Below are 24,648 nucleotides of genomic sequence, written 5' to 3' on the forward strand. Positions count from 1 at the left end.
CTGTAACTAAAGGTATTTTGTTTGGAAGGGGAAGTCTAATGCTTTCATTTATATTGACATTGAAACGGATGCTAAAAGCTTGTTTGCGAGCATGGAAAGATAAAGAATTTCAAGTGTTATTCGTATTAACAATTTTGACATTAATATCTGGTACAATCTTTTATAGTACAGTGGAGGGGTTACGTCCTCTGGATGCTTTATATTTTAGCGTTGTGACGCTGACTACTGTCGGTGATGGGCAATTTAGTCCCCAAACTGACTTCGGAAAGATATTTACGATATTATACATATTTATAGGGATCGGATTAGTGTTTGGATTTATACATAAGTTGGCAGTTAATGTACAATTGCCAAGTATATTATCGAATAGAAAAAAAGAGTAAAGCATGTGGGTGCTTTACTCTTTTTTTACATTAGTTTAGACAAGCCTTAATAATAGTTTATTAAAATGAAAGTGTATTCATTCATTATATTCACTGTGTATAAAGTTATAATGATATGAACATTTGCATATTTTGATTTAGTGATAGAATTTTCATGAAAGGTGGGATATTCTAGTCATAGGTTAACCAGATGACATCATAGGATCCTAACAAAATGTTTACAATAATTCAATTATAAAATGGAGGATTTTATATGAAAAAGAAAGTACTTGCTTTAGCGGCAGCTATTACATTAGTTGCTCCATTACAAAGTGTTGCATTTGCTCATGAAAATGATGGGGGACAGAGATTTGGAGTTATTCCGCGCTGGTCTGCTGAAGATAAACATAAAGAAGGCGTGAATTCTCATTTATGGATTGTAAATCGTGCAATTGATATTATGTCTCGTAATACAACACTTGTAAAACAAGATCGAGTTGCACTATTAAATGAATGGCGTACTGAGTTAGAGAACGGTATTTATGCTGCTGACTATGAAAATCCTTATTATGATAATAGCACATTTGCTTCACATTTCTATGACCCTGACAATGGGAAAACTTATATTCCGTATGCAAAGCAGGCAAAGGAAACTGGAGCTAAATATTTTAAATTAGCTGGTGAGTCTTACAAAAATAAAGATATGAAACAAGCATTCTTCTATTTAGGATTATCTCTTCATTATTTAGGTGATGTAAACCAACCGATGCATGCGGCAAACTTTACGAATCTTTCGTATCCACAAGGATTCCATTCTAAATATGAAAACTTTGTAGATACGATAAAAGATAATTATAAAGTAACGGATGGAAATGGGTATTGGAACTGGAAAGGTACGAATCCAGAAGATTGGATTCATGGAGCGGCAGTAGTTGCGAAGCAAGATTATGCTGGCATTGTAAATGATAATACGAAAGATTGGTTCGTAAGAGCAGCTGTATCACAAGAATATGCAGATAAATGGCGCGCTGAAGTTACACCAATGACAGGTAAGCGTTTAATGGATGCACAACGTGTTACTGCTGGATATATTCAGCTTTGGTTTGATACGTACGGAAATCGTTAAGTATTTGAAGAAGGTCAAATCTCAGAATAGAGTATTTGGCCTTTTTATCACTATACAATACATGGAGGTATGAAACGTGAAAGGTAAATTGCTAAAAGGTGTACTTAGCTTAGGTGTTGGTTTAGGAGCTTTATATAGCGGAACGTCAGCTCAAGCAGAAGCATCTACAAATCAAAATGATACATTAAAAGTGATGACGCATAATGTATATATGCTATCAACAAACTTATATCCAAACTGGGGACAAACTGAGCGTGCTGATTTAATTGGGGCGGCAGATTATATAAAGAATCAAGATGTTGTTATATTAAATGAAGTGTTTGATAATAGCGCATCAGATCGTTTATTAGGTAATTTGAAGAAAGAATATCCAAATCAAACAGCAGTATTAGGTCGTAGTAGTGGAAGCGAATGGGATAAAACGTTAGGGAACTATTCATCTTCAACTCCTGAAGATGGTGGCGTTGCGATTGTCAGCAAATGGCCAATCGCTGAAAAGATTCAATATGTATTTGCAAAAGGATGCGGGCCAGATAATTTATCGAATAAAGGATTTGTATATACGAAAATTAAGAAAAATGATCGTTTCATTCACGTAATTGGGACGCATTTGCAGGCTGAAGATAGTATGTGCGGAAAAACTTCACCTGCATCTGTACGTACGAACCAATTAAAAGAAATTCAAGATTTTATTAAAAATAAAAATATACCAAATAATGAGTATGTGTTAATTGGTGGTGATATGAACGTAAATAAAATAAATGCAGAGAACAAGAATGATTCAGAGTATACATCTATGTTTAAAACATTGAACGCTTCTGTACCATCTTATACTGGACATACAGCGACTTGGGATGCAACGACAAACAGTATTGCAAAATATAATTTCCCTGATAGTCCTGCCGAGTATTTAGATTATATTATTGCAAGCAAAGACCATGCGAACCCATCGTATATAGAGAATAAGGTGTTACAGCCGAAATCTCCACAATGGACTGTTACATCATGGTTCCAAAAATATACGTATAATGATTACTCTGATCATTATCCAGTAGAGGCGACTATTTCTATGAAGTAGTTTCAAAAAGTTTCTTCGTAAAGAAGAAACTTTTTTTATTTGCAAACAGGAAAATCACACTTTCTTTCCAATATGTATAAGACATATTGAGAAGAGGAGAGAAAAATGTGGATCGAGGAATTTTTAAAGAAGTTCCATTACCGTGTGCATTTTTGGATGAAGTGGCTTTAGATAGAAATATTCAATCAATTATAGAGTTAAGTGGAAATAAGAAGATTCGTATAGCGAGTAAATCGTTACGTTCTGTTCCGATTATGCAAAAGATTTTAGCTGCAAATGATCGATTTCAAGGTATTATGTGCTTTTCACCTAGAGAGACTTTATTTTTAATAGAACAAGGATTTAATGATTTATTGCTTGGATATCCTGCTTATGATGAAAGAGCTTTGTATGAAATTAGTTTGCTAACAAAGAAAGGTTTCATTATAACTTGTATGGTGGATTGTGAAGAGCATATTGTGTATTTAGAAAAAATTGCTGAGAAATCTAAAGGATGTTTTCGTGTTTGTTTGGATATTGATATGAGTAGTCGTTTCTTTCAATTTCATTTTGGTGTACAAAGATCCCCAGTAAAAAATGTGCAGGATGCGTTGAAAGTAGTAGAAAAGGTGAGAAGGTCATCATATTTAATGTTAGATGGTGTGATGGGTTATGAAGCTCAAATTGCTGGGGTGGGAGACCATATACCGAATCAATGGCTGAAAAGTAAAGTGATTTCGTATTTAAAGCAGAAATCAGTGCTAGAAGTTAAAGAAAGAAGAGAATATATTGTAAAAGCAATACAAAAACTTGGTATTGAGCTAAGGTTTGTAAATGGAGGCGGAACAGGAAGCATAAAAACAACTGAGAAAGATAATTCAGTTTCAGAGATTACAATAGGTTCTGCTTTTTATTCTCCGAAGCTGTTTGATTATTATAAAGAGGTGAAATTTCATCCAGCGGTCGGATTTGCCTTACCAGTTGTGCGTAAACCAGTCCCGTTTATTTACACTTGCCTAGGTGGTGGATATATTGCTTCAGGAGCAGTTGGAAAAGATAAAGAGCCTGAAGTTTGGAGACCAAAGGGTGCAAAACTATTAGCTTTAGAAGGTGCTGGCGAGGTACAAACGCCAATATTTTATAACGGCGAGGAAAGAGTGGACATAGGAGAGTCCATTTTGTTTCGTCATAGTAAGGCTGGTGAATTATGTGAACGCTTTCCTTTTTTGTATCGTGTTAAACAAGGAGAGATTGTTGGGGAGTATTCAACATATCGGGGGGATGGCCAATGCTTTCTATAAAGGGACAAAGGTGGAGGAATTGGACAGGGAATGTAGAAGGGACGCCGCATTATACGATGTATCCAGAAAGTATACAAGATGTAGTAGAAGTAGTGGGGGTTGCACGAAAAAAGGGGCAGAAAATTCGTGTTGTTGGTTCAGGACACTCGTTTACACCCCTTGTGCAAACGGAAGAAGTTTTAGTTTCTTTAGATGAATTGAAGGGCATTGTGAATATTGATGAAGAGAAGATGGTCGCTGAAGTGTGGGCAGGAACAAAGTTATATGATTTAGGGAAGTTACTTGAGGAAAAAGGTTATGCGCAAGAAAATTTAGGAGATATTGATTCGCAATCTATTGCAGGAGCGATTAGTACGGGGACTCATGGAACGGGTATTACCTTTGGGAGCTTATCAACACAAGTTATAGAGATTACGGCAGTTTTATCTAATGGTGAGAGTATAGTTTGTTCGGAAGCTGAGAACGTAGAATATTGGAGAGCGTTTCAGTTGTCACTTGGAATGTTAGGTATCATTGTAAAGATAAAATTGAAGGTTATTCCAGCGTATTCACTCGTTTATGAAAGTGAAAAACAGTCATTATCTACTGTAATGAACAAACTAGAAGAGTATAAGAAGCATCGTCACTTTGAATTTTTCGTTTTTCCTTATTCTGATGAAGTACAAGTAAAACTTACGAACGAAACAACGAATACAGGCAGTGATTTGAAATGGCATAAACTAAAGGTGGAGTTACTTGAAAATAGGATGTTCTCTTTACTATCTAAAGGGTGTAAATGGTTTCCTTCTATAAGTAAAGGAGTGAGTCGATTATCAGCTAAGGCTGTACCAAACACAAAAATAATTGGCCCGAGCTATGAAGTATTTGCTACATCACGTACGGTACTATTTTATGAAATGGAGTATAGCATTCCTTCAAAGTATATGAGGACTGTGGTAGAAGAAATCTCAAATCTTATTGAAAAGAAAAAGTATAAGGTGCACTTCCCGATCGAATGCCGCTATGTGAAAGGTGATGATATATGGCTTAGTCCAGCCTATGGAAGAGATTCAGCGTATATCGCTGTTCATATGTATAAAGGTATGAAATATGCTGCTTACTTTGGCGAAGTGGAAAAAATTTTTATGAAGTATGAAGGGCGTCCGCATTGGGGGAAAATGCATACATTATCGTATGAGCAATTACAAGATATATATCCAGAGTTTCATTCGTTTTTACAGGCGAGGAAGTCTCTAGATGAACTTGGAATGTTTTTTAATCCTTATGCAGAAAAGTTATTTATCCCGCATTAACGGGCAGTAATACTCCCATCTCAAAATTCGGTGGGAGATAACCGCTCGTTTTGGGAGGGTTGATTAAAGTTTCACATTATGTATATGAAAAAGCTGACAAATAATTATTTGTCAGCTTTTTTTAGTGTAATTGCATTTCTTGTATGACTAATATGCTCATAAAATAGTAGTTTATCACGGCTAAATACATGCAGTAAAACATGAATAATAAACAGGCCGTTAATGATGAATAGGAATAACAATGTAACGAGTAATACTAAAGGTTCTGTATGATTTAACATAGAACTACTAGAAAGAATATAATTGATTCCGCCTAACGCAAAATAAAATATACCGTATCGAATAAATAGTTCTTTTAATGTAATACGATCTGATTTTCCTTTCAGGTGAATGCGAAGCAATGCTTTCCCAATTGTTTTTCCATTCGTAAAGTATGGAATAATAATAAAGTAAATAAGGATTGAACACGTAATGAAAATGAGTTCATACATATTGGTGTAAGATTGCATATTAGAAACGAAGAAAGAATTTCCTTTGTTTTTAATGACAGGTACAACGATAGATAAGAAAATCCAATCAATTTGCATCGCGATAAGGCGACGAATGAATCCGACTGGTTTCGTTTCTAAATTAATATGACTATCTAACTCGTTTGTTTTTGGAAGGAAGTACGTAAATATTGGTGCAATGATAAAACCAATTACGCCACCTAATGTATTTAAAAACAAATCATCGATATCAAATAATCGGTATGCACAATTGTATATACCGTATAATCCAGTCACTTGTGTTAGCTCGAAAAATAGTGAAAGGAAAAAGGAAATGTAAATTGTTTGTAGGAAACTACGTCGGAAATAATAACGTAAGTAAATACCGAATGGAACAGTTAATAGAACATTAAATGCAACTTGTAAAAAAGCAGACTCTTTTAATAAGTAGAAATAAGTAGCCGGTTTCGTTAAAACTGCCGATGTATGACTACTAATCTCTTGTATGAAATAAAATGGTGAGAGTTGCATGTGTTGTGTATTAGCCGATTGTAGGCTACAAGTATCAAACGTTTGTGGCAACGGCAAAATAACAAGAAAATAGGCATTTAATAAGTAAAGTAATAATGAGTATAAAATAAATGAGCGCCATTTATTTAAATAACCGTATTTTCGATAATTAAATATTAGAAAAGGGATTAAAAGAAACATTGCTAAAAAAGGAAATAAAATAAATGCTGTTTTTACTGGAAATAAATATGCAGTCAAAGTGAAACTCCTTTCAATAAAAATTCGTTTATCATTATAGCGCTAAAAATATTTAAATACAAAGTTAAAATCTTTCGAAATAGAAATAATTACTAATTTTATAGGAATTAAGTTATAATAAATTTAATATGAGGATATTATGATTATGTAAGTTGAGAGAGGGTACAAGAGATGCGATATGAACTTTTTTCTGTAAGTGGGGATCATATTACGACTTTTGAAAGTGCATGGCGTTTTCAGGAGGGAGAACAGATTTTTGTTCATGATGATCAAACAAAACGAAACTTTATTATTATTCGTCTGACGCATGATGTATTTCAACAAAATAAACATGTTATTCGTTTGTATTGTCAAGAAAAGAAAGTGTATGCATAAGAGAAGCCCTCTTACAGTATGAAAAGTAAGAGGGCTCTTTATCCCGCTATTTGTGGGAAGCACGATTGGTGAGGATTAAAGTTTCACTTTATCATTTTTCTCCTCGCAAGGAATAAAAAGAGAAGAGTTAATGCACATAGGTAGCATTTGATTTGGAAGAAAGGATATAGCCTTGTATTTTGTACTTCAAAGTTTCATGGCCTTTTCTTTGAGAAAGCCATGTATGGTAATCTTGTTGTGTTTTCCATAACATACGAAACATATATTCTGTCTTATCATTTGTACGATGAACATGTGAAAACTCTATGTTAATAAAACCGTTCGTTCCAGGGGAAGGATAATATTGTTTAAGCTCACAAAGTAGCTCACTTTCATATCCGTACTTAATGTGAATGAGTTTAGTAACTATAAGTATATAAACACCTCTTTTACGATAATAGTAGGAAAGATAGCTTTACTATAATAGTGAACTTAATAATTATTATAATATTATGAAAATTATAAGTGAATGATAGGTTTTAACTTAATAAAGGTATAAAAAAGCGAGTCATCTAGTGTAATAGAATGACTCGCTTTCGATTTGTAAGTTTCACTTTATAAGAAAATAAGAGTAAGTACACCTACGATAATACAATAGAAAGAGAAATACTTTAAATTTCCTTTTGCCATAATGTTCATAAACCATTTTAGTGAAATATACGTCATGATAAATGTTGCGATGAATGCAACGACATATGGTACGAATAATGTGTCTAGATTTGGATCATTTGCAATGTCTGTAATGCTTAACAATAAGCCACCTAAGCTAACAGGAATGTATAGTAAGAATGAGAAGCGAAGAGCTGTTTCTTGCTTCATACCAAGTAACATTGCTGCTACGATTGTGGCACCAGATCGGCTTATTCCAGGAATCAGTGCGCAAGCTTGTGCTAATCCGACGATGATTGCATCTTTCATAGAAAGGTCGCCATCATTTTTACGACCGCGTAAATTTCTAATAATCCAAAGGCCGACAGCAGTAATAAGAAGGGAAATCCCAACCATCTTCACACCTTTTAAGTACTGATCGATGTAATCTTTAAATAAAACACCAATAACACCTGCTGGAATGGTTGCAATAACAAGATAAATAATAAAGAAGAAATCTGATTTCGCGTCTTCTGCTCTTGTAAATATATAAGAGAGACCATTCTTCGTCAGACGAATTAAATCATTTCTATAAATAAGTAATACAGCTAATAATGAAGCTGAATTAACAAGTAGTTCGAAGCTAAATCCTTCTATTTTTAGTCCTAGCAAATGTTGTGCTAAAACGAGGTGACCACTTGAAGAAATCGGAATTGGTTCTGTTAGTCCTTGGAACAGACCGAGAATTAAATATTTTAAAACGTAGTAAAATTGTTCCATAATAACCTCCTTGTTTATTAGTTGAAAGAAACAACTTTTCCATTATAACAAAGATATGGATGAATATTGAAAAGAAATAAATATTCGAAATAAAATAAAAATCCCTTATAGCAGTATAAGGGATTTTTATTTTTAATTAAGAAGTTACTGTTCCTTGAAGACTTTTAGACAATTGAACATCGACTTTTTCAGCATCATGAATATGATTCATAATAGTAGTATTTAATTTTTGGAACATTTGTTGTGTATTAGCGAATTCTCGTAATATGTCATCATTACAAGACTTTTGGTTTTCAATAGCCTTAATAACATTTGTAGCGCCATTTTGTAACGTTTGAATCATAACTAAAATATTTTCAATTCTAGCGTTTGTATCGGCGCTCATTTCTACACCTTCATCGACTAAATGTAAATTATCTTTTGTATTATCGTATGCTTTTTCAATTTCTTCTTGAATTTTTTTCGTTAAGTTGCCGATGTTTTTTGTGCTTTCTGCTGTACTTTCCGCTAGTTTTCTTACTTCATTGGCAACGACAGCGAATCCTTTACCGTGCTCTCCAGCACGTGCGGCTTCAATACTCGCATTTAAGGCAAGTAAATTTGTTTGTGCTGCAATGTTTTGAATGACTTCTACAATTTGCTCGATTTCCTTTGAGCGTTCGCTTAGATGATTCATACTATTAGACGTGCGTTGAGATTGTTCACCTAATTTATTAATTACAATAAGTAAGCGGTGAACGGATTCTTTTCCTTCATTAGAGCAGTCAATAATTTCTGCAATAGACTGAATTAAGCTTTGTTCCTTTTGCAACATTTCATTATTTAACTCATTGGAATGTGTCGTACGTGTTGAAACATTTTCGAAACATGAACTTAATTGTTGAACTAAATTTTGGAGTGTATTGTGTTGGTTATTTACAAGTTGATGATCGTGTACAACGCTTTGTACACGATCGTGGATAGTCGAAATAGTCTCTTGTTTTTCAATATCTTTTTGTTTCAATTCTGCTTCTAATTCTTGTATACGCTCTTCTAATTGAGCAATTGTATGTTGGAGTGATTTCTTTTGAGTAAACATGTATTTATTTCAACCGCCTTCGAAAGTTATATTTTCTCTATATTTGGATTTTAGCATCTTTTGTATTTTTTAAATATAGGAATTGTTAAATATTTAAGAATCTATTACATTTTATTCATAATTCTCTTTTTTTTGTCACGAAAAATAAACTGTATTTAATCGTTTTGTAAACAAACTGTAAAATAAATCATGTATAACTGTATAAGAAGGGAGTCGGATTATGAACTATTTTAAGCGAATCAGCTGTCTAGTATTAGCAGGAATTATCGGTCTTTCTAGTACAGTCGCTGTTAAAGCAGAGTCAAACGACGAGAAACTTAACAACATGCAACAGCAATTGCAACAAAACGATGCAGAAATGCAAAAGAAAGAGCAAGAGAAGCAAGCTGTTAGTAAAGAAATTAAAGGTATCGAAAACGAACTACATAATTTAAATAATACAATTGCAAAAAATAAAGAGGATCAAGCTGCTATTCAACGTAAAATCGATGAAACACATAAGCAGATTGAACAAAAAAAGGAAGAAATTGTCGTTTTAGAGGATAAAGTCCTTGCTCGTAAAGACATTATGAGAAAACGTATGGTTTCTGTTCAAAACAGTTCAAATACAAGTTTAGTAGTAGAAGTTGTAGTAGAGTCAAAAAACTTTGCAGACTTCTTACAACGTATGAACGCAGTTTCTACTATTCTAGAAGCTGATAAAGAAATTTTACGTCTACAAGAACAAGATCTTCGTCAAATTGAAGAAGATAAGAAAACAATTGACGAAAAAGAAGCATCTTTAGTAGTAGACAAACAAAAATTAGCAAAAGCGCAAGCTGAACTGCAAGATAACTTGAAAAAACGTCAAGATAACTTACAAACAGTTCAAGCTAAATATAATGAGGTTGCAAGTCAGCTTAATTTAGCAGCGGAAGAGAAAGCTAAAATTGAATCAAATATGAAGGCAGTACAAGAAACAATTGCTCGTGAACAAGAAGCAGCAAGAATCGCAGCGGAAGAGCGTGCAAAAGCAGAAGCGGCTGCAAAGGCTGAGCAAGAAGCTTTAGCGAAAGCACAAGCGGAAATTGCTGAAAAGCAAAAGCAAGAAAAAGCTAGTAAACCGGCAGAACCAGTTGCTAATAATAATTCGAAGGTAGAACCTGCACAACCTTCTAAGCCAACTGCTGGTGGGAAAGAAATTTATGTAGAAGCTACAGCTTATACAGCTGATCCAGCGGAAAATGGTTATGCGTCAGGTCAACAAGTATTTTCTGCATGGGGACCAGGTGGTAAAGGTTATAATCTAACTGCAAACCCAGGAATGAAATTAATTGCTGTAGATCCAAGTGTTATTCCATTAGGCAAAACTGTAAATGTTGAAGGTTATGGAGTCGCAATTGCAGCAGATACTGGTGGAGCGATTAAAGGTAACAGAATTGATGTGTTAATGCCTGATAAAGGGTCTTCTAGTCAATGGGGAAGAAAAATCGTTAAAGTTACAATTTTAAACTAAAACGTAATCCAACTTTACAATACGTAGAGTTGGATTTTTTACAATATTAATGTTAAGTTAAGTTTACATTTTGTTAAGGATAGCATACAATAATGGTGAGAGGTGGTAAATTTGACCATTTTAAACAAAGTAAAAGAATTAAGAGCTCGTTTTAATTTTTCACAAAGTGTATTAGCAGAAAAGGTTGGAGTGACGAGACAAACAGTTGCTGCAATTGAAAAAGGGGATTACGTTCCTTCATTGTTACTAGCATTGATGATTTGTGATGTATTCCAGTTAAAGATGGAAGACGTGTTTGTTTTAAATAAGGAGGGGGAAGAGGATAAGTAGAATTGGTTTTTCTTATATTATAAATGTACTCTATACTGCACTAGCATGCTGGATATTTGTTGAATTTTATAGTGTTATTACAGAGTTAGCAGACATATTTAAAAACGAGAAATTCCCGTTTGAAGTAGCGGTTAATGGAGTACCATTTATTTTATTATTTATTGGAGCTATTATAGTTACAATTTTTTATAGAATTCAAAAGAAAAAATATAAGAATTTATCTTTTTGGATGTATCCATTATTATTTCCACTAGAAGATGAACGTGAAAAAGCGATTACGGATAAAGCTTGTCGAACAACATTTGTATCGTTATGGTTTGTGTTACCTTGTGCAGTTGGATTTTTAACTTTTTCGCCTATTATTAATGAATATCTTCCTGGATACCCATTATATATTCTATTTTCTATTTTCTTTATTCAAATGACAGTATTTCACGTATCATTATACAGAAATAAATTAGCTTAAAAAGAAACCTTCTTGCACCGGCAAGAAGGTTTCTTTTCAGCTAATACTTGTACATATGGCGATATTATTTTATCATTTTATATAGAGTAAGATTTTGTAAGGGAAAGGAATTGTATATGAATAAGCAAAGAATTTATAGTATAGTAGCAATCCTGCTATTTGTTGTAGGTGGGGTGTTAATTGGAAAGCCATTTTATGATGGATATCAGGCTGAAAAGAAACAGACTGAAAATGTGCAGGCTGTTCAAAAGATGGATTATGAAAAGCATGAGACGGAATTTGTAGATGCTTCCAAAATTAATCAACCAGACTTGGCGGAAGTAGCGAATGCATCATTAGATAAGAAACAAGTAATTGGTCGTATTTCGATTCCAAGTGTTTCAGTAGAACTGCCTGTTTTGAAAGCTTCTACTGAAAAAAACTTATTAACAGGTGCAGCGACAGTAAAAGAAAATCAAGTTATGGGAAAAGGAAATTACGCACTAGCAGGACATAACATGTCTAAAAAAGGTGTTTTATTTAGTGATATAGCTTCTTTGAAAAAAGGCGATAAAATTTATTTGTATGACAATGAAAATGAATATGAGTATGCGGTTACTGGTGTATCTGAAGTAACTCCTGATAAGTGGGAAGTTGTGGAGGATCATGGGAAAGATGAGATAACGCTTATTACATGTGTATCTGTAAAGGATAATTCTAAGCGTTATGTTGTTGCTGGTGATTTAGTAGGAACGAAGGCGAAGAAGTAAAAAAGAAGGTGAACTCTTTAAAGAGTTCACCTTCTTTTTTACTAATGTTGAGAAAAAATAGAATGTTTTGGTTTGTATTTAAGTATTCTTCTATTTATGTATAATAAAGTTATAATTCTATATTTTGGGAGGAACAAGAGTGAGACAACAGGTGAAGAAACTTCTTTTAACAACGAGTATAGCGTTATTGGTAGCTCCAATTTCAGCTTATGCGCATCCAGGGCGTACAGATGCTAATGGCGGACATACGTGTCGTACAAATTGTGAGAAATGGGGATTACAGTACGGGGAATATCATTATCACAATAAACCAGCTTCTAGTAGTGGTGCAACGAGCCCAGCTCCTAGCCAGAATAATAATAGTGCTGTAGAAGCTGAGAGACAAGCAGAAGCACAGCGTAAAGCTGAAGAAGAGAGACAACGTGTAGCCGAAGAACAAAGAAAAGCTGAAGAGGCACGTAAGCAAGAGGAAGCGCAGCGCCAAGCTGATATGGAAAAAGGTCAACTTGAAGGTCAAAAGAATGGAGAAACTGATTTTAAAGCAGGAAAAAATGATGCAGAAGTGCATGTAGCTGGAAAATCTGATGCATATAAACAAGCGTTTAAAGCGACTTATGCAGCCGCATGGTCTTTAGAAGAGCAGAAGAAAACGCATTTTGAAAAAGGAAAAGAACAAGGTTTAGCACAAGAGACGATGGACGATAGTCAAGTTGCTCCAGAGTTTAAGGTAAACTTTGTAGACGGGTTCAAAGTAGGGAATAAAGAAAGAACAGAAAAAATTGAAAAAGAACAAGCTGAATTAGGAGAAAAGACAGGGAAAGAACTAGCTGAAAAGAATCCTGGAAATAGAGAGAAAGAAGTATACGTGAAGGCATATGAAACAGCGTATGAAAAAGGCTATAAGTCTACAAAAAAGGCAGTAGAAAAGGCTGGCTATAAGTATGCATTTGAAAACTATAATTTAAAAGTTCCTGCTAAGTATGAAAGAAATGAATTGTTAAAGAAATGGTTTACTGAAGGGTTTAAATTGAATAAAAAAGCAGCAGAAATTCGAGAAGAAGGGTATAAAAAGGGAGACAGCTGGTTCTCATTCTTCTATAAGAGTTTCGTACCAAGTGAATATAAAGAACATAAAGAGCTGTACGAACAAGCAATAGAAAAAGGTAAAACGGCATAAAAAAAGATGAGGAGAAATTCCTCATCTTTTTTAATCCATCCATTTCACTAATTTCTTAGAAATTAATAATAAAACACAACCTAATACAATTGCCACAGCGCCAATAACCGTGAATACTTCAGCGTATCCAAGTGAGGTTGTGAAGCTTGCAAGTTGTCCGCCTAAAATGTTGGCGATACCTGAACTTGCTAGCCATACACCCATTAGTAAAGATGCTAATTTTACCGGAGCAAGCGCACTAACCATTGATAGTCCGACAGGTGATAAGAATAGCTCACCTAACGTATGGAAAAGATACGTAAAGACGATAAATAGTAAGTTTGCTTTTTCTGTAATGTTATGTTCATCACTACCTGTTTTTAATGTAGCGATAACGAGAATGATATAACCGATACCAAGCAAGATCATACCAAGTCCCATTTTAGTTGGGATTTTTAAATCACCGCGCTTGCGAGTTGCAAGTTTTGCCCATAATGCAGAAATGACTGGAGCAAGTAAAATAATAAATAATGGATTGACCGATTGGAACCAAGATGTTGGAACTTCCCATCCGAACACAGAGCGGTCTACAAATTTGTTTGTATATAATGTTAACGAGCTACCAGCTTGTTCAAAGCCAGCCCAGAAGAAGACAACGAAGCATGTTAAAATGACGATAACTGCGGTACGTTGTTTTTCTTTTTTTGTTAACGGTGTATCTCCTACTGATGGTTGTCCATCTGTTGTTTGTAAATCGCGAGTTGGTTTTTTACCGATATCACCAAGGAAGCGATTTGATAATGTTGTAAATAAAATTTGTCCAATAATCATTCCGATTGAAGCGGCTAAGAAACCGTAACGGAATCCGTAATGTACAACGCCATCAACTGTTGTTTTGAATAAATTTTCTGATAAAAACCCGCAAACGAGTGGAGCTAAAAATGACCCGACGTTAATACCCATATAGAAAATGGTAAATGCACTATCACGTTTTGGATCGTTCTCTTCGTATAATTCTCCAACCAGTGTAGAGATGTTCGGTTTGAAGAATCCGTTACCGATAATAATAAGCGCTAATCCGAGGTATAGGCCTAATTGGTTTTGCAAGGCAAATAGTGTAAGGTTACCGATTGCCATTGTTATACCACCAATTGTGATTGCTTTTCGTCTACCTAGAAAACGGTCTGTTAAGTATCCACCAATCATTGGTGTGAAATAACAGGCTCCAGTATAAAATCCGTAAATAGAGAGTGCCCATGCGGGACTAAACCCAAGACCACCGCTTACTAAAGCTGTCGTTAAATATAATGTTAATAATCCTCGTAATCCATAGTAACTAAATCTTTCCCACATTTCTGTAAAGAAGAGTAAGTATAAACCTGGAGGATGTTTCTTTTTTCTTTGTTGTTCTCTTTCTAGTTGTATCGCTGATTCCATGTTATTTTCCTCCTGACACAAACAAAAACAAAGTTAATAATTTTGTACATTTAATATTTTACTTTATTAACTATTATAAGTCAATAAAGGTTGATTTTTCAGAAGAGATTGGAAAAAGGGAATAGCTATAGAAGGGGTGTTTCTTTTGTGATAGACTATGGACTATGTTTTCTTTGTAAGGAAGCGGGTTATTGTACTTTTTTTATATGTGGAATTGATTTCATAAAAGATGAAATTAAAGAAGGAGAAAGAAATGAAATTGTTACAGAAAAAAGAAATTTTACTTATTAGTCTTATGTTATTCTCGATGTTCTTTGGAGCAGGGAATCTTATATTCCCACCTTTTCTTGGATATGAAGCAGGAGAACATGTGTGGATTTCGTTAGTAGGATTTATTATATCAGCAACAGGTCTTCCTATATTAGGTGTTATTTCTATTGCAAAAGCAGGAAGTTTTCAAACGTTAGCGGGTAGAGTTCATTCTTCATTTGCAATTATTTTTCCATGTATCGTGTATGTATTTATTGGACCTGGGCTTGGTATACCACGTGCGGGAAGTTTAGCCTTTGAAATGGGGCCAGGTCAGTTATTCCCTGAAGCAGGAAGCGGAGTATTATTGTTTTACACAGTTATTTTCTTTAGTATTGTTTACTGGTTAAGTTTATCACCATCTAAACTAATGGGGTTGTTTGGAAAAGTCTTGACGCCGTTATTATTATGTATGATTGCACTTATTTTTATAAAGAGTATGTTTACAACAGTAGGAGATATGAAAGAACCAATAGGGAACTATGGCCAAGCTCCTATGTTTCAAGGGTTTTTAGATGGATATTTAACAATGGATGCGTTAGCTGCTTTAATCTTTGGAATTGTTATTGCAAATGCATTACGTGCAAAGGGTATTGAAGATGATAAAGGTTTAGCGAAATATATGAGTATTGCTGGAATCGGGGCAGGACTATTATTATCGATTATTTATGTCATCCTTGGATATGTGGGGGCAATTAGTGGCTCATTAGGAACATTTGATAACGGTACCAAAGTGTTAGCACAAGTTATGACTACATTATTTGGACCTGGCGGAGTCGTTTTATTAGGTCTTATTTTTACTATCTCATGTTTATGTGTTTCAATTGGACTTGTTACGTCTTGTAGTCAATTTTTTTCGAGTGCATTTCCGAAAGTATCTTATAAAGTGTGGGCATTTATAGTAAGCGTTGTTAGTATGATCTTAGCTAATTTAGGATTAACGCAAATTTTAAAAGTATCAGTACCAATTCTTGGATTTATTTATCCAATTGCATTAACGCTTATTATTCTAGGGTTATTCCATAAGTATATTGGGAAGTATGCATACGTATATACAGTAACTGTTTGGATTGTAGCAATATTTAGTGCAATTGATATTTTAAATAAAAATGTAATGATGAATCAGTGGACGTCAGTATTAAAATACATTCCGTTTTATACAGAAGGTGTTGGATGGATTGTTCCAGCTATTGTAGGCATGTGTCTTGGTTTCATCGTTAGCATTGCTTTAAATAAGAATAAATGAGTAAAAAGGTGTTTTCCTATTTTGGGAAGACACCTTTCTTTTTTTGGAAAAATACTATTGAAAATGAATAGACTAAGAGTATGATAAAGGTAATTGGTAATATATAGGTTTAATGAGAGTTACGAATAAGGGGGTAGCATATGAAGAAGGATTTGGATAAGAAAATAGAAGCACTCGAAACGGCAATTGAAACGATTCAAGAAGCACTTGCTGAATTAAAGGTGAAGCAAAGGGAAATAGAAGTAGAAAACGCTCAGCAACATGTTAGTAAGGATAAGAAAGAATATATTGAAACGGTAATGGAGGAAAAGCCAAAAGAAGAAATAGTTAAGATAAAAGAGCCTTTGCAAGAATGTGAGGTAAAACAAGTAGATATATCTGCTTTTAAACCAGAGCCATTTAATATTATTAAGTTTTGTCAAACGTGGTTACCGCGTGTATTTGTCGGTATTATGTTGCTTGGAGTGATCTGGTTATTTAAAGCAGGGGTAGATGCTGGTTTATTAACACCAGCAATACGAATTGTGTTTGGTATCGCATTATCTATCGGTTTGTATTATATAGGAGATATTCAAATTAAAAGAAAGCGGCAGGCGTTAGGATTAGTATTGGTTGGAGGAAGTATTTCGGGGATTGTTTTAACGACGTTTGCGGCACATTATTTGTATGCATTTATTCCGGCAAGTATCGCGTTTCTCTTTAATATTACATGGGTTATTTTAGGGATTTATTTAGCGAAAAGATATAACTCGGAATACCTTACTATCTTCGTAGCGGTAGGAGCGTTCTTCGTGCCATTCTTGTTAAATAGTACGACTCCTAATCCTTATATTTTCTTTGGATATGAGACAGTGTTAACACTTAGTTTATTATGGTATGGATTGAAAAATCGTTATAAATATTTATATATGATTTCTTACGCTGTTGCGGCCATTGTTCTTTTTGTCTTCTTTGCTGTTATGTCAATATTAGTAGAGAACTTGCAAATACAGTTAACGATTGTATATGGTTTGATTCATTTACTATTATTTTGGCATATGTTTACGGAGAGAAGTTTTATACCAGAACCGCGTTTGGCGATATTTAGTGCGAATGCAGTGTTCTTTATACTAGCTATTTCAAAAATACCTGATTTTACAACATGGGGATTAATTATTAGTGCAATTGTGCACGCTGCTATGTTTGTGCTTGAGTATAGGAAGAATAGACATTCTACATTTACAAATCTCTTATTTGGTTTCACAATGGGAGCATTTAGTTTAGCGATTTTATACGAGTATAGTTTAGTAAATGCAGCGATCGTACTATTATTACAAGGTTTCCTTGGAATGGTTACTTCTATTAAAGGAAAACAACAGATAAAATTGTATGTTAGTGCAACGATTTACGCGATTGGAATGATACAAACGATTTTTAGTCCGTTTGATCAATTTATTTCGGCAGGCTTTGTTGCTCATATTATTTTAATAGGAACATTCTATTATTGCATGAGACAAGCGAAAGAAGTGTTAGCGAGTTTTGGTAAGTATGTGTACTCTATAGCGCTCTACTGGTTAATGGTCATTGTATTTATTACAATTACTAGAATTGGTGAAGTTCTTTCTACAGATGGAAGTATAATTAGCGTATCTGTATCGTTATTATGGATGATATATGCGTTATTTGCAGTTTGGTTTGGCCGTTATAGACAGATGAATGAAATATTATATGCTGGATTAATCGTATTAGTAGTAACGGTAGGGAAGTTATTCCTACTTGACTTACCGGAGGTTTCGATGATGATTAGGGCAGTGTTATTCCTAATCGTCGGTAGTATAGGTATCGTTATTTCAAGAATGTTTTTCTCAAAAGAAGAGAAGTGAAAAGAAGGCAATCCATGTATGGATTGCCTTTTTCATTATTTTTTATTAATCGTTACAGTTTCATTATATTTCGCTGTTGTATTTTGACGTAGACGAAGCGTTGCTTGTCCAGTTGTATTTGAATCAATCTGTACATTTACAACTTTTTCAGCAGAGCCTAAGCTGTTTGTTGTGAAAGAGAATGCACTACTATATCCGAAAGCAGATGGCCAAGTGCCGTTTGTATTTTGAACTTTTGCTACTTGTGTTCCACCAGTAGTGAATATACCTAAAGAATAGTTGTTATAAGTTGTATTAGGTAGTAAGTTGTTTACTTGAATCTTCATTTGGAAAATTTCATTGTTTGGTAGAATGCTAGGGTGTGTAACGACGTAGTCGCTTGTTGTTACCGCACCGTTATAACCGTATGAACCTGGTTTAAAAGTATTTGTATTAAACCATTGATAACCTGCATTTGGTGCACTCCAAGGTTCAGGTTGTGGTTCTGTTGATAAGCTTGGCTGTTCAAATGTTTGTAGAGCTGTAGGTGAATCAAGTTGTAAACCATTTACTTGATCTAAACTTGTAAATGTCTCTTTATTCGATAACCAATTTACGATGTTTTCTAATAAAATCGCATCGTTTTCTTCTTTATAACCATCGTAAGTTTTCTTTGTTTGGCCAGAATCTTCACGAACGTACTTTGGCGTTGCATCTTCAACAGGAGAAGAGTCACCAATAAAGGCAGCTTTTCCAAGTCCTATTTTTGCAATTGCAGCATATGGGCCTTCTGCAATACCACCGCCATTATAAACGCCACTATCAACAGCGTTATTCCATTTTGATGGATTTTCTGGAAGGTAAACAAGTCCTTTTGCTAGTTTTGGGTTTGTAATTGCTAGAGTAGAACCAGCATGCATTGCTACAGAAGAAACACCTTTTGTAATTCCGAAAGATTGTTCAGGCGATACAATTGTTTTCGCTGAAACATCACCAAGTGCATTGTAGCGGAAGCGAATACCGAAGTTGTCAGATAGCCAATCAGAGCTTTCTACTCCTTGCATAGCTTGTGAATTTGCTTCTTCATTAGACATTCCTTTTGCTGGATTATCCCAAGCACCGCGTCTATATCCATTAAATACTTCAGAAGAGTCCCAGCGATTTTTATTACGATCCGCATTGTAATGATCGGCAATAAAGAAGATACTACCACCATTTTTTACATATTGTAACATAGCGTCCTGCTCAGATTTTTTGTAAGGAATATTAGCTTCTGGAACGATAAATACATTGTAACCATTTAAGTCTTCGTACGTAATAGGTGTTGATTTACGAAGTTCTTTTACGTGATATCCGTTTTTTGCAATGCCGTTTCCGAAGTCAGAAAAGCCGCCGTCAATAACCCAGTCAGCTGTCCCAGCAGTTTGACCGTGTGTATTATCGAATAATACTTTCTTCCCATTGTTTTGATTTACAACTTTTGCAGCAATTTCAGGAGCTGGGTCTACAGAGCTTTCGGCATAAGTAGACGGTATGAACGAGGTCCCTATACTTAGTGTAATTGCTGTTGCTAAAGAAAATGTAATCCATTTTTTATTCTTCATAGAAGAATCCCCCTAATAATAAATATATGTGCTTTAATAATGTAATTTATTTTTCTGTAAAAATAAAGACGGAAAACATAAAAAATATTAAAAGATTGTAAAAATACCGTGAATTTTGTTGAGAAATATTTATATAGATATAAAAACACCCCTTCCAAGTAATAAGGAAGGGGTGTTTTGCTTAACTAATTTTTGAGTTAGGTGTTTCATCAATCTTATGAAACCCTTTCATGTAATATACGATTGCTAAGCCGATAAGCCAAATTGGGCCGACAATCAATGCAATTCGTGTATCTTCTGAATACGCCATTATACCTAGTACTAATACAAGGAAAACGAGTGAGAAATATGAGCTTAATGGGTATAAAGGCATTTTATATGATAACTTTTGTTTATTTTGAGTAGGTAAGCTTTTACGGAATTTAATTTGAGCAACTAATATAATTCCCCAAGTCCAAATTGCGCCGAAAGTTGAAATGCTAGTAAGCCATGTAAATACCTTTGCAGGTACGAGATAGTTTAATATAACACCAATGAGTAAAACGATAGCAGTTGCTACAATTCCTTGGCTTGGAATGCCGTTTTTATTTAAACGACCAAATCTTTCAGGAGCTTTTTTCTGCTGAGCTAATGTAAATAGCATACGGCCTGTACTAAATAAACCACCGTTACAAGAAGAAAGAGCTGCTGTTAATACGACAAAATTAATAATACCTGCTGCTTTTGCGATACCAATTTGCTGGAATGTTAATACGAATGGGCTTCCTTTCTCACCAAGTTCGTTCCATGGATAAATTGCCATCATAACGAATAGAGCTCCTACGTAGAACAGTAATATTCTCCAAAACACGTTATCAATTGCTTTTGCGAGTGTTTTCTTCGGATTTTGAGCTTCACCAGCTGTAACACCGATTAATTCAACGCCTAAATAAGCGAATAGTACCATCTGCATGGAGAGTAGTAACCCAGAAAAACCATTTGGGAACCAGCCACCATGTGACCAAAGGTTTGAAATACCAGTAGCGATACCACCGTTTCCGAATCCGAATAAAATAATACCAGCTCCGACTACTATCATACAGATAATTGTGACAATTTTAATGAGAGCAAACCAAAACTCAAGTTCTCCAAATACTTTTACCGATAAGAAGTTAAAAGCGCTCATTAACAATAGAGCAAGTAATGCCCAAGTCCAGCGCGGGATATCTGGGAACCAGTACTGCATGTAAATACCAGCTGCTGTAATTTCAGCCATACAAGTAACAACCCATAAGAACCAGTAATTCCAACCAGTAATATAACCAGCGAGTGGGCTGATATAATCATATGCATATTTACTAAAAGAACCGGCAACAGGTTGTTCAATTGCCATTTCCCCGAGAGCTCGCATAATGAAAAAAATAACGAGTCCGGCAATCATATAGCCTAGTAAAATAGAAGGACCGGCTAGTTTAATAGCGGAAGCGGATCCTAAAAATAGCCCAACACCAATAGCTGAGCCAAGTGACATTAAAGTAATATGTCGTTCTTTTAAACCACGATTTAAAGTTCCAGATTTGTTTGTGTGCTGCATAAGAAGAATCCCCCTTGTAGAGTGAACGATATTTGAATGCGTTTGCTAAATATTTAACTATTTCAAATTATAAAACATTTCTATCTGTTATGCTACAAAAATAATCATAATGAACTGTACTACATCTGTACTTGTCAGACTTAAACTTAAAATTCGAACTATTAGGGAATATATTGACTCTTCTTTTTATTGATTGTTAAGATTAAGTATTATATTTTCTCACATACTAGTAAGAAAAGAATGTGTGATAATAATTCAGGTGTAGGAAGGGTACATAAGCATGTTTCAATTACAAAAATATAACACTTCTGTGAAGCAAGAGTTTTTAGCTGGCATCACAACTTTTTTTACATTTGCGTATATTCTTGTCATCAATCCAAAAATATTATCTGATGCAGGTGTACCATTTGACCAAGCGTTTACAGCAACAATTATTGCCACCGTTGTTGGAACAGTAGGTATGGCAATTTTCGCGAATTACCCGATTGTTATTGCTCCAGCTATGGGAATGAATGCATATTTTGCTTATTCTGTTGTACAGAAGGCAGAAGGGATTACATATGTAGTTGCCTTTTCAGCTGTATTTGTAACGGGGATTATTTTTCTTTTATTATCTTTTACTTCGTTTAGGCAAAAGTTAATTTTAGCAATTCCTGATAGTTTAAAGCATGCAATTGCAGGTGGAATTGGACTATTTATTGCTTTTATTGGATTGCGCCTTTCTGGAATTATCGTAGATCATCCGTCTAATTTAGTTACGATTGGTGATTTTCATTCTCCAGCTGTTATTTTAACTTTAATTGGTTTAATATTAGCGGCGGTATTAATGGCATTACGTGTGAGTGGTGCATTATTTATTAGTATGATTGTGACAGGAATTATCGCCTTCTTTACAGGGCAATTGAAGTTTGCTGATAAAATTGTGGCGATGCCTCATTTGCCAGAGGGTATTATCGTTTCAAACCCAACCAATGCATTTTCAGATGTAATTGAATACGGATTATATGGTGTTGTATTTTCATTTTTACTTGTACTTTTATTCGATACAACAGGTGCATTACTTGGTTTAATTAAACAAGCAGGTTTAATTACAGACAATACAGAGAAGCGTTTTGGTAAAGCGTTTATTGCAGATGCAATTGGAGGGACTACAGGTTCTATCTTTGGAACAAGCCCAACAGCAGCGACGATTGAATCGTCAGCAGGTATTGCTGCAGGTGGGAAAACTGGATTAACAGGGATTGTAGTTGTTGGTCTAACAATTATAACGGCATTTTTCAGTCCTGTTATTGCTTCTTTATCAAGTGTGGCCGCTATTACAGCTCCTTCATTAATTATAGTAGGTAGTTTAATGGCACAAAGCATTCGAGATATTAATTGGAATGAATTTGAAGATGCGTTACCAGCATTTTTGATTTTTATAGGTATTCCGTTAACATCTAGTATTGCAAATGGAATCGCAATTGGATTTTTAGTATATCCAGTTTTGAAAATTGTGAAGGGTAAAGGAAAGGAAGTACATCCATTACTATACTTATTTACAATTTTATTTGGATGTCATTTATTCTTATAATATAGATATAGGAGAGGGAGCTTCTTATGAGAGGCTCCTTTTTTGTGTATAATAAAGTGAGACTATAGGCAGTAGGGAGGATCCCCACTGTGTATTAGCCCGCACTAATTGGAATAAGGTGAAAACTTAATTGGTTTTGTAAAATATAAATTACTTAAAGGAATATATATGTTACAATAAAGGTGGAGGAGGAACATGAATGGCTGTAAGTAAAATAAAAGTCGCGCGTGTTCAGTTAGATTTAACACAGCAACAATTAGCAGAAAAAGTAGGCGTTACAAGGCAAACGATTAGTTTAATTGAGAAGGGGAAATACAATCCATCTTTAGATTTATGTTTGAAAATTTGTTATGCAGTAGATAAAACGTTGAATGAGTTGTTTTGGGAGGAAAAGGAGTGATAGGATGAAAATCGTGAAAGATGAACGTTTAATGATTGAAGGGTTAAAACATATTAGATTGGCTTTCATCTTACAAAATATCGTCATACTAGCTATCATCTTTTACCGCTATGTCTTGCAAGAGGCAGGATATGAAAGTGTTTCGGATTTATTAATGATATTTATTGGCGGGATCGTAGTTATTAACTTCTTAAATTTAAAACATTCTGTAGAGGTATATGAGCACACAGGCGGAGTGTCACGTAGCTATTTCATGAAATTATTATTAATTCCAGTAGGTATTATTATTGGGATATTAGCTGTTTGTATCATTGTAACACCAGATATCTCGATAAAAGAAATAAGTATAACAGCACTTATTATGTTTGCTTGTTTTTTAGTTCCTAGTTTATTTATCTACATATATATGAAAAAGATAAAAAGTGAAGATTGAAATATAAGAAAAGCTTTCCCGTATTGAGGAAAGCTTTTCTTATATCTTTTTATACAAAACTTTATGAAGGCCAATCGGTTCAATTTCAAAGATTTCACCATGCTCCTGAAAGTCTAATCGCTTGTAATAGTCAGTTACAGTAATACGGCCATTACACCATAGAATGTTTGCTTTCCGTTCTTTTAAAATTTGTTCTGCCGTCTGAATTAAGGAGCTTCCAGCTCTTTTGTTCCGAAAGTTAGGTAATGTTGCCATTCCTCGTAGTCTATAATGGATACCATTTTGCAAATCAGGATATATTTCTTTTGAGAAGGAAGCGATGCTAATTAACTCATCGTTTATAAAGGCACCTAAGTGGAATGTGTCTTTTTCGTAGTCAGAAGAGTATTTACAGTCTGCTAGGGACTGATTGGGACGCAACACCGCTTGGCGTAATAAGTGTGTCTCGGATGCATCAATATACTGCACAGTAATCATATTATCATCCTTTCTTATAAACCTTTTTCTATAAGTTGTATAAAGAAGTATGCAGGTGCAGCGAGAAGGCCGAGTATACTAGCGGTTCCTAGAAGGAGTGAAAGAAAAAGGCATGAGTATTTAACTCCATTTGATTTTTTCCAACCATAGCTGCAAATTTCAATGCTAACACCGATGAGAATAATGGCGACGAGTACTTCTGCTAATAATAAGAGAGCTAAAGTTACAATAGACATAATGTAATCCATCCTCATAATATGTGATAGTAACATTTTACCATATGAAAATTAAAAAATGCCCCTCAA

At 34.5% G+C, this 24,648-nt stretch carries 24 protein-coding genes and 1 pseudogene; 16 read left to right on the forward strand and 9 right to left on the reverse strand.

Annotated features, from left to right (window positions below):
- Positions 1-38 precede the first annotated feature (38 nt).
- From MR160_RS07970 to MR160_RS07990, 5 genes are all read left to right on the forward strand, one after another.
- On the forward strand, positions 39-383 hold the full coding sequence (locus MR160_RS07970) for a potassium channel family protein (protein WP_000948035.1): 345 nt from the start codon (positions 39-41) through the stop codon (positions 381-383).
- A gap of 253 nt (positions 384-636) precedes the next feature.
- Positions 637-1,488 (forward strand): phospholipase CerA, encoded by an 852-nt coding sequence (gene cerA, locus MR160_RS07975; protein WP_000730997.1) that lies wholly within the window; start codon positions 637-639, stop codon positions 1,486-1,488.
- A gap of 76 nt (positions 1,489-1,564) precedes the next feature.
- Complete coding sequence (gene sph / locus MR160_RS07980; RefSeq protein ID WP_000676793.1) at positions 1,565-2,566, forward strand: sphingomyelinase C; 1,002 nt, start codon at positions 1,565-1,567, stop codon at positions 2,564-2,566.
- Between the two features lie 107 nt (positions 2,567-2,673).
- Positions 2,674-3,846 carry an amino acid deaminase/aldolase gene (locus tag MR160_RS07985; RefSeq protein WP_000373749.1) on the forward strand — a complete coding sequence of 391 codons (1,173 nt, stop codon included), beginning with the start codon at positions 2,674-2,676 and terminating at the stop codon, positions 3,844-3,846.
- Positions 3,834-5,138: a D-arabinono-1,4-lactone oxidase gene (locus tag MR160_RS07990; protein ID WP_000948962.1), complete on the forward strand. Its 1,305-nt coding sequence runs from the start codon at positions 3,834-3,836 to the stop codon at positions 5,136-5,138. The genes MR160_RS07985 and MR160_RS07990 overlap by 13 nt, the downstream gene beginning before the upstream one ends.
- Before the next feature lie 104 nt (positions 5,139-5,242).
- Here the strand turns inward: MR160_RS07990 and MR160_RS07995 are convergent, their stop codons facing one another.
- Positions 5,243-6,394, reverse strand: a complete 1,152-nt coding sequence (locus MR160_RS07995) for a VanZ family protein (protein ID WP_000128031.1) — start codon at positions 6,392-6,394, stop codon at positions 5,243-5,245.
- A 171-nt stretch (positions 6,395-6,565) separates the two neighbouring features.
- Between MR160_RS07995 and MR160_RS08000 the strand changes: the two genes are divergently transcribed.
- Positions 6,566-6,769: a hypothetical protein gene (locus MR160_RS08000; RefSeq protein ID WP_001268332.1), complete on the forward strand. Its 204-nt coding sequence runs from the start codon at positions 6,566-6,568 to the stop codon at positions 6,767-6,769.
- A gap of 127 nt (positions 6,770-6,896) precedes the next feature.
- On the opposite strand, the gene MR160_RS08005 is transcribed toward MR160_RS08000, so the two are convergent.
- From MR160_RS08005 to MR160_RS35290, 3 genes and pseudogenes are all read right to left on the reverse strand, one after another.
- Positions 6,897-7,184, reverse strand: a complete 288-nt coding sequence (locus MR160_RS08005) for an antibiotic biosynthesis monooxygenase family protein (protein ID WP_043333453.1) — start codon at positions 7,182-7,184, stop codon at positions 6,897-6,899.
- 179 nt (positions 7,185-7,363) lie between these two features.
- Positions 7,364-8,176: an undecaprenyl-diphosphate phosphatase gene (locus MR160_RS08010; protein ID WP_000434794.1), complete on the reverse strand. Its 813-nt coding sequence runs from the start codon at positions 8,174-8,176 to the stop codon at positions 7,364-7,366.
- Between the two features lie 136 nt (positions 8,177-8,312).
- A pseudogene (locus tag MR160_RS35290) lies at positions 8,313-8,813 on the reverse strand (methyl-accepting chemotaxis protein); the annotation flags it as partial.
- Between the two features lie 661 nt (positions 8,814-9,474).
- Here MR160_RS35290 and MR160_RS08020 point away from each other — a divergent pair.
- From MR160_RS08020 to MR160_RS08040, 5 genes are all read left to right on the forward strand, one after another.
- On the forward strand, positions 9,475-10,749 hold the full coding sequence (locus MR160_RS08020; protein WP_001105781.1) for a 3D domain-containing protein: 1,275 nt from the start codon (positions 9,475-9,477) through the stop codon (positions 10,747-10,749).
- Positions 10,750-10,866: 117 nt separating this feature from the next.
- On the forward strand, positions 10,867-11,079 hold the full coding sequence (locus tag MR160_RS08025; protein ID WP_242297211.1) for a helix-turn-helix transcriptional regulator: 213 nt from the start codon (positions 10,867-10,869) through the stop codon (positions 11,077-11,079).
- A complete protein-coding gene (locus MR160_RS08030) occupies positions 11,072-11,545 on the forward strand; it encodes a DUF2178 domain-containing protein (RefSeq protein WP_044783735.1) in 474 nt (157 codons plus the stop codon). The genes MR160_RS08025 and MR160_RS08030 overlap by 8 nt, the downstream gene beginning before the upstream one ends.
- Positions 11,546-11,661: 116 nt before the next feature.
- On the forward strand, positions 11,662-12,294 hold the full coding sequence (locus MR160_RS08035) for a class A sortase (RefSeq protein ID WP_001041729.1): 633 nt from the start codon (positions 11,662-11,664) through the stop codon (positions 12,292-12,294).
- 139 nt (positions 12,295-12,433) lie between these two features.
- Complete coding sequence (locus MR160_RS08040; RefSeq protein WP_001249807.1) at positions 12,434-13,471, forward strand: YHYH domain-containing protein; 1,038 nt, start codon at positions 12,434-12,436, stop codon at positions 13,469-13,471.
- Positions 13,472-13,501: 30 nt separating this feature from the next.
- Here the strand turns inward: MR160_RS08040 and MR160_RS08045 are convergent, their stop codons facing one another.
- On the reverse strand, positions 13,502-14,887 hold the full coding sequence (locus MR160_RS08045; protein ID WP_000443141.1) for a peptide MFS transporter: 1,386 nt from the start codon (positions 14,885-14,887) through the stop codon (positions 13,502-13,504).
- Between the two features lie 253 nt (positions 14,888-15,140).
- Here MR160_RS08045 and brnQ1 point away from each other — a divergent pair, with 253 nt between their 5' ends.
- Both brnQ1 and MR160_RS08055 read left to right on the forward strand, forming a co-directional pair.
- Positions 15,141-16,442, forward strand: coding sequence for a branched-chain amino acid transport system II carrier protein BrnQ1 (gene brnQ1 / locus MR160_RS08050; protein ID WP_242297207.1), 1,302 nt, complete (start codon positions 15,141-15,143; stop codon positions 16,440-16,442).
- Positions 16,443-16,582: 140 nt separating this feature from the next.
- Complete coding sequence (locus MR160_RS08055; RefSeq protein WP_242297209.1) at positions 16,583-18,304, forward strand: DUF2339 domain-containing protein; 1,722 nt, start codon at positions 16,583-16,585, stop codon at positions 18,302-18,304.
- A gap of 35 nt (positions 18,305-18,339) precedes the next feature.
- On the opposite strand, the gene MR160_RS08060 is transcribed toward MR160_RS08055, so the two are convergent.
- Together MR160_RS08060 and MR160_RS08065 are read right to left on the reverse strand one after the other, a co-directional pair.
- On the reverse strand, positions 18,340-19,887 hold the full coding sequence (locus MR160_RS08060) for a DNA-binding protein (RefSeq protein WP_000791516.1): 1,548 nt from the start codon (positions 19,885-19,887) through the stop codon (positions 18,340-18,342).
- Between the two features lie 181 nt (positions 19,888-20,068).
- Positions 20,069-21,460 carry an amino acid permease gene (locus tag MR160_RS08065; protein WP_001164901.1) on the reverse strand — a complete coding sequence of 464 codons (1,392 nt, stop codon included), beginning with the start codon at positions 21,458-21,460 and terminating at the stop codon, positions 20,069-20,071.
- A 280-nt stretch (positions 21,461-21,740) separates the two neighbouring features.
- On the opposite strand from MR160_RS08065, the gene MR160_RS08070 reads away from it, so the two are divergent.
- From MR160_RS08070 to MR160_RS08080, 3 genes are all read left to right on the forward strand, one after another.
- Positions 21,741-23,033: an NCS2 family permease gene (locus MR160_RS08070; RefSeq protein WP_000487187.1), complete on the forward strand. Its 1,293-nt coding sequence runs from the start codon at positions 21,741-21,743 to the stop codon at positions 23,031-23,033.
- A gap of 199 nt (positions 23,034-23,232) precedes the next feature.
- The gene (locus MR160_RS08075; RefSeq protein WP_000301184.1) at positions 23,233-23,433 is read left to right on the forward strand and encodes a helix-turn-helix transcriptional regulator; all 201 of its coding nucleotides are present in this window, start codon (positions 23,233-23,235) and stop codon (positions 23,431-23,433) included.
- Positions 23,434-23,437: 4 nt separating this feature from the next.
- The gene (locus MR160_RS08080; RefSeq protein WP_000706625.1) at positions 23,438-23,866 is read left to right on the forward strand and encodes a hypothetical protein; all 429 of its coding nucleotides are present in this window, start codon (positions 23,438-23,440) and stop codon (positions 23,864-23,866) included.
- A 39-nt stretch (positions 23,867-23,905) separates the two neighbouring features.
- Here the strand turns inward: MR160_RS08080 and MR160_RS08085 are convergent, their stop codons facing one another.
- Together MR160_RS08085 and MR160_RS08090 are read right to left on the reverse strand one after the other, a co-directional pair.
- A complete protein-coding gene (locus MR160_RS08085; protein WP_000633849.1) occupies positions 23,906-24,343 on the reverse strand; it encodes a GNAT family N-acetyltransferase in 438 nt (145 codons plus the stop codon).
- Positions 24,344-24,357: 14 nt separating this feature from the next.
- On the reverse strand, positions 24,358-24,615 hold the full coding sequence (locus MR160_RS08090) for a DUF4022 family protein (protein ID WP_003260542.1): 258 nt from the start codon (positions 24,613-24,615) through the stop codon (positions 24,358-24,360).
- Positions 24,616-24,648 lie beyond the last annotated feature (33 nt).

This window comes from Bacillus cereus group sp. BfR-BA-01382, from assembly GCF_022663475.1.
GTDB lineage: Bacteria > Bacillota > Bacilli > Bacillales > Bacillaceae_G > Bacillus_A > Bacillus_A thuringiensis_S.

Excerpts from the sequence above, each read along its gene's own strand:
- MR160_RS07990 (WP_000948962.1), top strand. The coding sequence starts at position 3,834 with ATGCTTTCTATAAAGGGACAAAGGTGGAGGAATTGGACAGGGAATGTA.
- MR160_RS08070 (WP_000487187.1), top strand. The coding sequence starts at position 21,741 with ATGTTTCAATTACAAAAATATAACACTTCTGTGAAGCAAGAGTTTTTA.
- MR160_RS08035 (WP_001041729.1), top strand. The coding sequence starts at position 11,662 with ATGAATAAGCAAAGAATTTATAGTATAGTAGCAATCCTGCTATTTGTT.
- MR160_RS08075 (WP_000301184.1), top strand. The coding sequence starts at position 23,233 with ATGGCTGTAAGTAAAATAAAAGTCGCGCGTGTTCAGTTAGATTTAACA.
- MR160_RS08080 (WP_000706625.1), top strand. The coding sequence starts at position 23,438 with ATGAAAATCGTGAAAGATGAACGTTTAATGATTGAAGGGTTAAAACAT.
- MR160_RS07970 (WP_000948035.1), top strand. The coding sequence starts at position 39 with ATGCTTTCATTTATATTGACATTGAAACGGATGCTAAAAGCTTGTTTG.
- MR160_RS08045 (WP_000443141.1), bottom strand. The coding sequence starts at position 14,887 with ATGGAATCAGCGATACAACTAGAAAGAGAACAACAAAGAAAAAAGAAA.
- MR160_RS08000 (WP_001268332.1), top strand. The coding sequence starts at position 6,566 with ATGCGATATGAACTTTTTTCTGTAAGTGGGGATCATATTACGACTTTT.
- MR160_RS08055 (WP_242297209.1), top strand. The coding sequence starts at position 16,583 with ATGAAGAAGGATTTGGATAAGAAAATAGAAGCACTCGAAACGGCAATT.
- MR160_RS08020 (WP_001105781.1), top strand. The coding sequence starts at position 9,475 with ATGAACTATTTTAAGCGAATCAGCTGTCTAGTATTAGCAGGAATTATC.
- MR160_RS08065 (WP_001164901.1), bottom strand. The coding sequence starts at position 21,460 with ATGCAGCACACAAACAAATCTGGAACTTTAAATCGTGGTTTAAAAGAA.
- brnQ1 (WP_242297207.1), top strand. The coding sequence starts at position 15,141 with ATGAAATTGTTACAGAAAAAAGAAATTTTACTTATTAGTCTTATGTTA.
- MR160_RS08090 (WP_003260542.1), bottom strand. The coding sequence starts at position 24,615 with ATGTTACTATCACATATTATGAGGATGGATTACATTATGTCTATTGTA.
- MR160_RS08010 (WP_000434794.1), bottom strand. The coding sequence starts at position 8,176 with ATGGAACAATTTTACTACGTTTTAAAATATTTAATTCTCGGTCTGTTC.
- MR160_RS08060 (WP_000791516.1), bottom strand. The coding sequence starts at position 19,887 with ATGAAGAATAAAAAATGGATTACATTTTCTTTAGCAACAGCAATTACA.
- cerA (WP_000730997.1), top strand. The coding sequence starts at position 637 with ATGAAAAAGAAAGTACTTGCTTTAGCGGCAGCTATTACATTAGTTGCT.
- MR160_RS08085 (WP_000633849.1), bottom strand. The coding sequence starts at position 24,343 with ATGATTACTGTGCAGTATATTGATGCATCCGAGACACACTTATTACGC.